General features: G+C 35.8%; 8 protein-coding genes and 1 tRNA gene. 8 read left to right on the forward strand and 1 reads right to left on the reverse strand.

Annotated features, from left to right (window positions below; all coding sequences use genetic code 11):
• Positions 1-19 precede the first annotated feature (19 nt).
• Entirely contained in the window at positions 20-1033 is a 1014-nt protein-coding gene (gene splB, locus HZI73_RS01900) for a spore photoproduct lyase (RefSeq protein WP_212696577.1), read from the forward strand.
• Here splB and HZI73_RS01905 read toward each other — a convergent pair.
• Positions 1030-4251: an SNF2 helicase associated domain-containing protein gene (locus HZI73_RS01905; RefSeq protein WP_212696578.1), complete on the reverse strand. Its 3222-nt coding sequence runs from the start codon at positions 4249-4251 to the stop codon at positions 1030-1032. The two genes, splB and HZI73_RS01905, sit on opposite strands and share 4 nt — an antisense overlap.
• A gap of 571 nt (positions 4252-4822) precedes the next feature.
• On the opposite strand from HZI73_RS01905, the gene pgmB reads away from it, so the two are divergent.
• The 7 genes from pgmB (at position 4823) to HZI73_RS01940 (ending at position 12429) form a co-directional block, all read left to right on the forward strand.
• Positions 4823-5473: a beta-phosphoglucomutase gene (gene pgmB, locus HZI73_RS01910; RefSeq protein WP_212696579.1), complete on the forward strand. Its 651-nt coding sequence runs from the start codon at positions 4823-4825 to the stop codon at positions 5471-5473.
• 345 nt (positions 5474-5818) lie between these two features.
• Positions 5819-6208, forward strand: a complete 390-nt coding sequence (locus HZI73_RS01915; RefSeq protein WP_246552319.1) for a BlaI/MecI/CopY family transcriptional regulator — start codon at positions 5819-5821, stop codon at positions 6206-6208.
• A 3-nt stretch (positions 6209-6211) separates the two neighbouring features.
• On the forward strand, positions 6212-8029 hold the full coding sequence (locus HZI73_RS01920; protein WP_212696580.1) for a M56 family metallopeptidase: 1818 nt from the start codon (positions 6212-6214) through the stop codon (positions 8027-8029).
• A 310-nt stretch (positions 8030-8339) separates the two neighbouring features.
• Positions 8340-8413, forward strand: a tRNA-Arg gene (locus HZI73_RS01925).
• 527 nt (positions 8414-8940) lie between these two features.
• Entirely contained in the window at positions 8941-9369 is a 429-nt protein-coding gene (locus tag HZI73_RS01930) for a hypothetical protein (protein ID WP_212696581.1), read from the forward strand.
• A 384-nt stretch (positions 9370-9753) separates the two neighbouring features.
• The gene (locus tag HZI73_RS01935; protein WP_212696582.1) at positions 9754-10674 is read left to right on the forward strand and encodes a hypothetical protein; all 921 of its coding nucleotides are present in this window, start codon (positions 9754-9756) and stop codon (positions 10672-10674) included.
• 378 nt (positions 10675-11052) lie between these two features.
• Entirely contained in the window at positions 11053-12429 is a 1377-nt protein-coding gene (locus tag HZI73_RS01940; protein WP_212696583.1) for a tryptophanase, read from the forward strand.
• Positions 12430-12539: the final 110 nt, after the last annotated feature.

Below are 12539 nucleotides of genomic sequence, written 5' to 3' on the forward strand. Positions count from 1 at the left end.
TGGCTTAAGGAGGCACATCATGTTTAATCCAGCAAGAGTTCTTATTGAAAAAGAGGCGTTGACCTATGAACTTGGTCAAACATTGTATAAACAGTTCCAAGATAATGGAACCGACATTATTTTATTAGAAAGCAGCCGAACCAAAGGTATTCCAGGTACCAGTAAAAAAGAAAAATACCAGGAAGGAAAAAATACCCTTGTGATTGGGGTACGAAAAAGTCTCGATTTTCAGACCTGTAAACCGTCAGCACATTTCCAATTACCACTGGTTACAGGATGTATTGGTCAGTGTGAATATTGTTACCTCAATACACAATTGGGGGATAAGCCTTATACAAGAGTATATGTCAACATTGACGCCATATTGGAACGGGCTAAAACGTACATGGATAATGGGGAAGAGGTGATTGTGTTTGAAGGCGCAGCGACATCAGACCCGCTACCCGTTGAACCTTATACCCATGCTTTAGAAAAAACCATTACTTTTTTTGCCCACGAACCAAGAGGTCGATTTCGATTTGTGACCAAGTACACCAATATAGACGATCTATTAACCTTAGATCATAGAGGTCATACGACCATTCGCTTTAGTATCAATACCGATAAGGTTATCAAAAGCTATGAGCATCGAACGCCTTCCATGGCAAACCGTATAGCCGCTGCATCAAAAGTCATTGACGCAGGCTACCCAGCAGGATTCATCATTGCACCTGTATTCTTATATGAACAGTGGAAAACAGACTATAAACAGTTGATAAAAGCTCTGGCAGAAGCCATTCCTGTGGATAAACATGGAGGCTTAACCTTTGAAATCATATCCCATCGGTATACTACCAAAGCCAAAAACCGTATTAGGGATGTTTTCCCTGACACAACTCTGCCTATGGAGGACGAACAGCGTAAATTTAAATATGGGCAATTTGGCTACGGTAAGTATGTGTATGATAAAGACCAACTCCAAGAATTAAAAATCTTTTTTCAGGAGCAATTGGGACTCTATTTTTCTAGGAGTGACATTAAGTATATCATTTAAGTCATGTCAAATAAGGCTCGTATTTCCTTCTCATCTAGCTTCGTTAACAGGGTTTCCCCAGGTTTAATCACCGCATCAATCATGGATTTCTTTCGTTGTTGAAGCTGATAAATACGTTCTTCAATGGTGCCTGCTGTAATGAGCTTAAAGACTTGCACAGATTTATGTTGCCCAATACGATATGCTCTATCGGTTGCTTGATCTTCAACAGCCGGATTCCACCATGGGTCATAATGAATCACCATATCTGCACCTGTTAAATTAAGACCTGTACCTCCAGCTTTTAATGAAATCAAGAATACACTGGTATCGTCTGTATTGAAGTGACGAACCATATCTCGACGTTCTTCTGCTGGTGTTGAGCCATCCAGATAATACTGTGAGATTTGGTACTGATCTAATAAATCCCTTATGATACGCAGCATGCTGGTGAAGCCAGAAAAAATTAAAATTCGGTGGCCGCTTTCAACAGCATCCGTAACCAATTCTAAAAGCAACTGTAATTTACCGCTATCACCCGTGTACCCATCAATAAACGTATTTGGATGGCAGCAGATTTGGCGAAGTCTTGTAAGGGCTCCCAATACTTTTATGGTGCTTTGATTAACCCCTTTATCCTTGAAGGCAATGGCCAAATCTTTTTTAATTTGCTGCAGGTAGCCAAGATATATTTTTTTCTGACTTTCTGTCAATTCTGTGGTCATCTTGGTTTCAATTTTAGGTGGCAATTCGGTCAATACATCTTGCTTTAATCGCCGTAGAATAAAAGGACGTATCTGTGTATTTAATTGCTGTAGGGCATGTTGGTCTTGATGCTTAATAATAGGTCGTTCATAGTGAAGAATGAATTTTTTGTGACTTAACAAATAACCAGGTAGAATAAAATCAAAAATGGACCATAATTCGGTCAATGAGTTTTCGATAGGGGTACCTGTTAAAGCAAAGCGCACTTTAGACCGTATCTGTTTAACAGCCTTGGCATTAAGAGAGCTAGGATTTTTAATGTGTTGGGCTTCATCAATAAAACAATATTCAAATATATGCTTATTATAGTCCTCAATATCCCGTTTAAGAAGGCCATAGGAGGTAACAATCACATGGCTATCTTTTATGGCTTCAAATAACGTTTCACGGTCTTTTCTAGGTCCTGTAATGACTAATACCTGCATATCAGGAGCGAACTTGTTAATTTCTTCTTCCCAGTTATAGACTAAGGATGTGGGAGCAACCACTAATGATGGTTGTTTAGAGGCTGTTGATTGGATAAGAGCAATGGATTGCAACGTTTTCCCAAGCCCCATATCATCTGCCAGTATACCACCAAAGCCATAGTGAGCTAAGGTTCGTAACCATTTAAAGCCTAGTTTTTGATAGTCCCTTAAAATATTTGCCAAGTTGTCAGGTGGTGTAAAATGCATATCACCTGGTTCTTTTATATCACTGACTAATTTTTTGAAGCTTTGATTACGATGAAATACTTTTATCTGTTTGTCACGTAGAAGGGCATCCATGTATAAAGCCCTGTATTTTGGTACTTCAATCATGGTTTTATCAAAATCTTTTGCTGATACGTTCAATTCACGAATTAAGGTTCCTACATGTTCTGTTTCTTCATTATCCAAAGGCAAAAAGCCGCCGTTTTTAAGCTTATAATAACGCTTTTTTTCTTGTAGGGATTGCATAATGGCGGATAACTCGGATGGGTCAATGCCATCAATATTAAAGGTGAACTCCAGCATGTTGGAGGTTTCATTCAGCTTAATACCACCACTCATGGCGTATTTTTCTTTGATATGGATATTCTTAAAGTTTTCAGAGTAATAAATGGTAGCCATATCTTGTAACTGTGGAAGATAATAATAGATAAAATCATACAGGGCATCTTCCTGGTCAATGGTGAAAAAATCCTGATCTTCTTTTTGAATGCATGAAGCTTCTGCTAATAAGGCTAATATATTGGATTCCTTTTTTATATCTTGAACCAGTATTAAGTCTGGTGGTAAGTCCGGTGTTGAAACGGGTATAACGCCTACTTTATAATTGCCGTAGTTAAAGGTTACGGTACCTTTTACCGTGTTAAAATACTTATCCAAATGAATATCACATATCAAGTCTTCTGTATAGAGCTTTTGTTTGATTTCTGTGTCCATGGATACCGTACCCATTTCCTTTAAAACAGGAAGTATGGATGAAACAAATTTATGTTTGTACTGTTCACTCAGCTCAATGGATTTGGTATCGTTGTTAAAGGCTTTATAGATCACCTGAAAGAGATGCTGCTTTTCTTGGTCTAATTGATATATATGGTCGTCATAGAAAACATATTGGCAATCTTTCGTCAGGGGAAAGAAGTTGAGATAGTCTTTAATGGATATACGAATCCAATGTTCTGTTTTGGTCACATCAAAAACCATACGGATATCTGTTTGTATACGACAATCTCTAAATATAATATCATGATAACTCATATGAAAGGAACGATCTTCTAAGATGGATAAGGTCTTTTTAATATAGATTTCGGGCATAGCTAAGTTGTTCTTATTAGATGAACTTAAGCTAGAGTGGGTTTGTTCTTGCTTAATAAAAGCTTCCATTTGGAAATAGTCGCCTAAGGTATTTAAAAACGTATTGTCAATGTCGTTAAAATAGTGATAAGAGGCATCATACGTAAATTCCTTACCAAAATTGATACGACCTTTTTTGTATTGTTTATAAAATTCATCAAAATGTTTTAAGGCATACAAACGTTTCTCACCAATTCTTAATTTATATGATGAGGTCACATAGCGGTTGGTAACATCCACAGGAAAGAATGTGATTTCTAGATTCACTCTTGTTTTAGCTTGGTGTTTCCAGATACCTTTTGTAAGGGCATCGGAAAAATTATCGATGATATGGTCGTAGGATTTTACAACGGCATCTTTATTAAATTGCTCTTTTTTATAGAGAATGGTCAGCAGTGCTGCCACAATATGTTTACAGACGCCTGTATATTGATGGTAAGCTTTGCAGTTACATTCGGTATAGTTTATTTTTCCTGTTCGTTGGTCGAATTCTATCAGCACATCATAGAGGTCGCTGCCTTGGACCTTCACTTCAAAAAAATCATGATAAAATTGAATGTCGACCACATGACCTTTGTTATAGTATTTAACACCTCGCATAAAAATGGTATCATTACATAATTTTCGAATATCAACGAGAGAATATTGAATCATCTTATCACCAGCTTTCTGTTAGAGCCTCGTAGATGCATGAAATTGCGTTATCTATTATTATATCATTTATTGGGTAGGTGTAAAACAGTTTAGTGGATTTAAATGTGTTTCTTTTTTAAATGGCTTAGATAATGGTTGTGGGTATGAAATTGTGGGATGGGGTTAGACTAGATGTAAGGATGTACAGAGTTAGTCAAAGGCTATTGCATGAAAAGATGCAGAATAATATGGTATGTGCAAGACGGCCGTAGTTAGATAGGTATCGTTAATCTGTTCAGGTTAAAGAATGCGAGAAATACTAAGCAAACGGTAAGCTGAATGCCTAAAACTTATAACTCGCTGACGCTCAGACACATAAGTTTTTTTACGGCATTCAGCTTTCCGTTTACTAAGAATTTCTATGCATTTTTTAAACATCACAGATTAACGATACCTATCGACCTACTAGGCAAGTGTGAAGGGGCTAGGGGTAAACGGTGGGTATACGAGTGATGGAATGGTATTGAAGGTTGTGGGTATATGGTGTATAATTTTTTAGAGCGAATTATATTATGAAAGGATGGTATAAAGCATGAGTCAATATAAATGTTTTATTTTTGATATGGATGGTGTTATTACGGAAACCAGTGAACAGCATTATCAGGCGTGGAAGCAATGTGCTGATGAGTTAGGTATTGACATTGATCGTACGTTTAATGAGAAATTAAAAGGTGTTTCAAGGATGGATTCTTTAGAGCGTATTTTGGCATATGGTAATCGGAGTCATGATTTCACGGCGGAGGAGAAAGCAGAACTGGCTTATAAGAAAAATGAGAATTACAAGGAAATGATTCTTAAGTGTACGGAAGATGATTTGTTTGAGGGTGTGAAAGAGCTTTTTGAAGGGTTGAAGGAGAAGGGTATTAAGATTGCTATTGGAAGTGCTTCAAAAAATGCACCGACTTTGGTTAATCTATTAGGCATTAAGGATTACATTGATTATATTGTTGACCCTGCATCTGTTGAAAAGGGAAAGCCAGCACCAGATATCTTCTTAAAGGCTGCTCATGATTTAGGGATAGACCCTTCGGCATGTGTAGGTGTTGAAGATGCTGAAGCAGGAGTAGAAGCCATCAAGTCAGCAGGTATGTTAGCAGTTGGTATTGGTGAAGCCTCTGTTCTTCATCAAGCGGATATGGTGTATGCGCATACAAAAGACATTCAATTAGCAGATATTTTATAGATAAGAAGCTTCGGAGAGGTTATATGGATTAGGATTACGTGTTATTTCAAAAAGTGAATCTTAGTAAGCTGGACAAGTTGATCAGGTAAAACCAGCTGTTGAACATCATATAGATATTGATTAAAGGTGGATTGTGAAATCCATCTTTTTCTATGTGTATCATTAAACTTGGCAAATTGTATGTTAATATTTGTTTAGATAATTAATGAATAACCTTTTTTGTAGTGGACAATGGGTTTATGATATAGGATATAAAAAATAAATAATATTATCCTTGACTTTTCAATTATACAATTGTATAATGAAATCATATTATACAATTGTGTAATTGAAAAGGAGTGGAGTTTGTTGACAAAAGAAGCTAAGCGATTATCCGATGCAGAACTTGAAATTATGCTGGTTATATGGCATTCAGAACAACCTGTAAGCGCTTCTTATATATTAGAAGCCTTGAAAGGCAAAAGAAAGTGGGCATTACCTACCCTTATGACAGTCCTTACACGATTAATCAAGAAAGAATTTTTGATTTGTGAGAAGAAAGGGCGAAATAACTTTTATCGTTCTATTGTTGACGAAAATACCTATAAGGAAAAGGAAGGTAAATCCATATTAGAAAAATTGTATGGTAATTCTTTTAAAAGTTTTGTTACAGCCCTCTATCAAAGCAAGGCCATAAGTGAAAAGGACCTTGATGAATTGAGAGAATTCTTAGACAAGGCTCATAAGGAGGTATGATAAGTGTTAGGGTTTATCACTTCTTTATTTGAAGTATCATTAGGTTGTAGTATCGTTATTGTTGGATTAATGTTGCTATCACCCATGATACAGAAACATTATGGGGCTAAGTGGAAGTATTGGATTTGGTTATTATTAGCTCTTCGGCTGTTATTACCTTTTGATACGCCTATTCTGGAGGGATATGACATTGAATTACCTAAGATAACCATGATAAGGAATTCTCAAGCTCAACAAGTAAGCCCATTTAATGCAGGGCAATCGGGAATGCCTTTTCAGATAGTGGATTCCCACATACAGAAAACTACCGTGAATCATCAGACCTTATACACTAAATCCGAACCTATCACGATAAAAGAAGTGTTGCTCTATATCTGGGTTGGTGGCATGTTGTTATATATGCTATATCATCTTATGGCATACCGTTATATGCGTCATCAAGTACTAAGATGGAGTCGACCGATTACCAATGGCTGTATGTTGGAAGAAATTGATAAGGTGACGACCCATATGCATATAACCAAACATATACCTTGCTATATTTGTGAAAAAGTTTGGACACCCATGATGATTGGTTTTATAAAACCTGTCTTACTATTTCCTAAGGGAGATTATAATAAGACCCAGTTACATTATATCATGAAGCATGAATACATGCATTATAAGCGTCATGATGTGTGGTATAAGTTATTGTTACTCATGGTGAATGGATTACATTGGTTTAACCCTTTGGTCTATATCATGCGTCAACATGCCACGAAAGACATAGAGTTATGTTGTGATGACGATGTGGTAAAAGGGTGTACCTTTGAACAACGCATACAATACGGCAAGACCATACTTGCATCCATATCGGAACAACAAAAGTATCCCATGGCTTTATGCACATACTTTAATCAAGGAAAGAAAATGGTAAAAGACCGATTAGGAGGTATTATTAATATGAAAAAAAGAAGAAATGGCATGGTTTTGTTTGGTGCTTTTGGTATATGCACCCTTGTGATCAGTGGATTATTGACATTTGATCATGTAACGGCAAAGCAAATGGATATTGACATCATGCCTGAAAAAAAACCTGTAGCTACAACCACAGATGATACGGCCACAGATGATACGACCATTGAGGATAGTCATGGTGAAGTTGATCCTGTAGCCATGGATCGTTTAACGAATGCTGTGTTAAGCAATGATATACGTTATGTCAAAGATGTCATAGAAGAAGGTAATCTAGACCTTAACATACAAGACAGTAAAGGTCGGTATCCTTTAGCAGTGACTTTAATCATGACCAATTGTGATATGGCTAAGTTATTGTTACATGCCGGTGCAGACCCCTTTGTGACCACCTCAGACGGTGAAACAATCTACGATCAAGCCATGGCTACGGATTCAAAGTATTTTATTGAGATTTTTAAACAATATGGTATACATGCTAAATCAGAAGAAGTCAAAGACAATGAGGGTGGGCAACATTATTTTACCACCACAACCAAAGAGGCCGTTGAATTTTATATCAAGGCCCTTTTAGAAAGTAATTATGAGGCTATCTATGCCATCAGCTATGGCAGTGAATATCATACAGATGGTCAAGACATATATGATACCATTCAGATAAAATCGGTTAAACTGCTTCATGGCGAGACGAGAGGCAACAAGGCATATTATTCTTTAGAACTGGATATTTCAGATGGAGGTAATTCTGCATTTGAAACGGGCATCTTTCCAAGATGGCTTTACTTAAATAAGGGCGAACAAGGATGGTACGCGGAAGGTTTAATGACCAGTGGTGCTCCTGATGATACATGGTGGGAAAGTGAGTAATAAATTGTAATTCAGTGCTATAGTAATTCTTATAATGTAGCGCCATAAAAGAGATGCAGAAGGGCTGTTTGATAAAAGCATTATCGTTTTGGTGAATTGCTTGACCATATACGTAAATACTTTTATGATAGCCCCTTTGCCTATTGTTTATAAATTATTGTGAACCACGTAACTTTTTGTACGATTATTTCTTATATGGACATGCCAAGAGACGGTTTGAGCAGAATTATAAATACAAAAGCATTATGTACTTGACTATCATTCAAAACATGATAAAATATATTACAGATGTGCAAAATTGTGCACAGATGTTTCCGTAGCTCAGCAGGATAGAGCGACCGCCTCCTAAGCGGTAGGCCGTGGGTTCGAATCCCGCCGGGAACGTTGATAAATAAAGGGATTGCGGTCTTGGGGAAAATTATAAAATACTTAAAGTTACCAAAAAGTTATCACAGTTAAATAAGGAAATCAAAAATCAAGCTTACTAGAGCTTGTTTTTTATTTGCTACGTTATGATCTTAATAATTGATTACAAGCGTAGTCGAAAAAAGACGAATTTCTATGCCAAATTATGACAAACATTTCTGAAATATTATGCTATTATTGTATTACTTTCGATCGAAGTGATAAATTCAAACAATATTTAATTAAATAATACATCATAATTATTTAATTAATACACGAAGTCAGTATAAAGGGGGTTATAAATTACATAAAGAATGAATTACATTAGACAACATTGGTTGGCGATAATGATAACATAATAAATTGACGTCAAATAAGTAGTATATAGATTTAAAGTGAAGAATGTAAGTTTTTATACTAATAGAAATTTATTAAATATAGGAATGAAAAATAAAAAACATATTAGTAAATGTAATAGAAATAATAATTTTTAGGAGGAAAATATTATGAAGAAAATACTATTAAGCTTAACTATTATCTTGGGCATTTTAAGTACTGGAATTGCGGCACAAGCTCAAACGAATTATAGTGAGAGTGAAAATAACGATTCATTATCAAGGGCAGATAGATTTTATGCGCGTTATGAAAACGCCGTTGTAGAAGGGGATTTTAAAGAAAAAGGCGATAGAGATTATTTTAAGATATATGCAGATGAAACAGATACTTTGAAAATTAGATTTCATTATGATGGCAATCCAGATATAGACTTGGAAATCTATAATATGGAAGGAGAAAGAACAGATAAATTTTCGAATGTTGAAAGCAGCTTCGATGCAGATTTTTATTTAGAAGAAAATGATTATATTTATGTATGTGTTGATCATGATAGCGGAGATTTAGAAGGCGATTACCGATTATATTTTTACTTAAAATAATACATAAGCCTATATTTAGGACAAATCATTAAAGTAGTAAAATAACTACACTTTATAGTCTACCTATTGGTAGGCTTTTTTTTATGTAATCTATTTAGATAAAGTATGATTCATTAGTCAATCTAAGTCTATCATCAAAGGTGTATTACAAGTAGTTTATCAAATACCATGAATTGGATAGATTATCCTTTTTCACATTTTCACATAATTTCATGATAATTACTCCGTATTTTGTGTTTATACTAAACCCATAGTTAAAACAAAGCCTTTTAACTATAGGTTGAATGAAAAACACAAATTCATTCGATAGAAGAATTTCAATGACAAGAAATTCAGAAAATATGCCGATTAAGGCAAATACAATTAATATGGAGGTTATGCGTTATGATGAAAAAGAATTTAGCAGTATTAGGATTAGGTGTTTTATTATCAGCAACCCTGTTGGCACCAGTTAATGCAAGTGAGGTTGTAGAAGAAAGTAAAGCAGAAAAAAGTTATTCGATGCAAAAAAGATTCAATAGGGGTGATAAAGAAGAATGGCTTAATGGTGCTTTAGAGAAATTAGAAGCAGCTTATGAAGATGGTAGTTTATCAGAAGAGGATTATCAGCTTAAAAAAGAGAGATTACAACAGATCATGGAACGTATTGAAAGTGGTGAATTCACTGGTAGACCAGGTAAACCCATGCATACAGAAATGACAAAAGAAGAAAAACTGGCAAAAGTAGATGACATGTTAGCTGGTCTTGAAGAGAAATATAGCAATGGTGATATAGACGAGGAACGCTATACAGCTGCAAAAGCAAAAATGGAAGAGATGCGTGTTAAGATTGAAAACGATGAAGAAGTATTCTTTGGGAAAAAAGGTGGTAAGAGAGGCGAGAAGCCCCATCGCATAGATTTTCAAAATCTAAGGCAAGAAGAAATCTTAGCTAAAATGGATGAGAAATTAGTTAATCTTGAAGAAAAATATACAGCAGGAGACTTAACAGAAGAAAAATACACGGCAATTAAAGAAAAAATAGAAGAGATGCGCGTTAAAGTAGAGAACGGCGAGGAAATCTTTGATGGTTCTTTAAAAGAGAAGTTTGATGGTAGAAGACCTAAAGGTTTTGGCGATAAAATAAGAGATAAAAAAGGTGATTTCCAAGCCTTAACAGATGAAGAAAAGGTTACAAAGCTTCAAGAGCACTTAACAAAGTTAGACGAACAGCTTAGTGAAAGTAAAATAGATCAAGAACGCTACGATAAAGTAAAAGAAAAGATTACCACAATGCTTGAAGAGCTTCAAAGCAGTGAAGAATAAGCTAAGTCTGAAAAATAATAAAGATTAACCATAATGTGTAAAAAGAGGCTGTCTCCTAACATAAATGGAGGTAGCCTTTTTATATGCTAGATATGAAGGTATATTAGAATTAATAGTTAAAAACATAAGGAGATAGCTATTATATTTTCATCATTTAATATCAATTTTAACCAGTTAGGTGGTTGCATTATATACGTTTATTTATTAAAGCAGCAATTATCAATAAGTAATTAAAACAAAAGAAACCACCAAAAAACCATTTTATTTATGGTATTATCTAGCCTATATTGTGAGGCAAATTGTTATGTAATATAATGAAAAATAGAAGCCAAAAGATAGAAGGAGAAGGTGGCTTAGATGTTTGGAGGAGGTAAGGATATGCGAAAAGCGGAACCGTTTAAAATCAAGATGGTGGAACCTATTCGATTAATTCCCAGAGAAGAAAGAGAGGCACGTCTTAAGGAAGCAGGCTATAATCCTTTTGCCCTTCGTGGGGAAGATGTGTACATTGATTTGTTAACAGATAGTGGAACCGGTGCTATGAGTGACCGTCAATGGGCAGCACTGATGATGGGGGATGAATCCTATGCTGGAAGCCGTAGTTTTTATCGCTTAGAAGATGTGATGAAGAAGATTACAGGCTATCAGTATGTGATACCTGCCCATCAAGGTCGTGGTGCAGAACAAATATTATTCCCTAATGTCATTAAAAACAAAGGGGATTATGTATTAAATAACATGCACTTTGATACAACGAAGGCACATGTGGAAATTGCAGGGGGCCGAGCCATCAATCTTATTGATGACAAGGCTTTTGATACCATGACTTATGATGATTTTAAGGGTAATTTTGATCTTGAAAAGCTAGAAGCCTTTATACAGAATAATCCTTTAGAGAAAATAGCGTGTATCGTTGTGACGGTAACCTGTAATTCCTCAGGAGGGCAACCTGTATCCATGGCCAACATTAAAGGCGTTAAGAAAATTGCGGACCATTATGGTCTGAAAGTTTTCTTTGATGCTGCTCGTTATGCAGAAAATGCCTATTTCATTAAACAGCGAGAAGAGGGTTACCAAGACAAAACCATACGGGAAATTGCACTTGAAATGTTTAGCTATGGTCATGGGATGATGATGAGTTGTAAGAAGGATGGTTTGGTAAACATTGGTGGTATTATTGCTATACATGATGATCTGGAGCTTTATCGAGCATGCCGTTCCATTATGGTGCCTTTAGAAGGATTTCCTACTTATGGGGGTATGGCAGGTAGAGATATGGAAGCCTTGGCAGTAGGCCTTGAAGAAGCCCTTGAAGAGGATTATCTGGCATATCGAATGGATCAAGTTAAATACTTAGGTGAGCGATTAATCAAAGCAGAGGTTCCCATTCAGTACCCTACAGGAGGTCATGCCGTTTTTGTGGATTGTAAAAAAATATGTTCCCATATACCTTATGACCAATTTCCTGCACAGGCTGTATGTAATGCCGTTTATCTTGCTGGTGGTGTGCGTGCCGTAGAAATCGGGTCTTTCCTACTTGGAAGAGATCCAGATACAGGTGAAAACCTAGAGTCACCTCTTGAGTTCATGCGATTAACGATACCACGAAGAGTGTACACCAATCGTCATATGGATGTTGTTGCGGATGCCGTTATTGAAGTTTTTCATCATGCTGACCAACTGGTAGGCTTGGCATTTGATTATGAACCAAAGGTTCTAAGACATTTTACAGCAAGGCTTCGTCCTGTTCAGTAAAGACTCTTGTGTCAATCTATTTTAAGTATAAATGCTAATATAAACAGAATTATCTTTAAATTATATAAGAAAAAATAAAAAATATTTTTATGTAAATTTTTAAATAATTC

The organism is Vallitalea pronyensis (assembly GCF_018141445.1).
Taxonomy (GTDB): Bacteria; Bacillota; Clostridia; order Lachnospirales; family Vallitaleaceae; genus Vallitalea; species Vallitalea pronyensis.

Coding starts and splice junctions, on each gene's coding strand:
- HZI73_RS01930 (WP_212696581.1), top strand. CDS start 8,941: ATGAAGAAAATACTATTAAGCTTAACTATTATCTTGGGCATTTTAAGT.
- pgmB (WP_212696579.1), top strand. CDS start 4,823: ATGAGTCAATATAAATGTTTTATTTTTGATATGGATGGTGTTATTACG.
- HZI73_RS01905 (WP_212696578.1), bottom strand. CDS start 4,251: ATGATTCAATATTCTCTCGTTGATATTCGAAAATTATGTAATGATACC.
- HZI73_RS01935 (WP_212696582.1), top strand. CDS start 9,754: ATGATGAAAAAGAATTTAGCAGTATTAGGATTAGGTGTTTTATTATCA.
- splB (WP_212696577.1), top strand. CDS start 20: ATGTTTAATCCAGCAAGAGTTCTTATTGAAAAAGAGGCGTTGACCTAT.
- HZI73_RS01940 (WP_212696583.1), top strand. CDS start 11,053: ATGCGAAAAGCGGAACCGTTTAAAATCAAGATGGTGGAACCTATTCGA.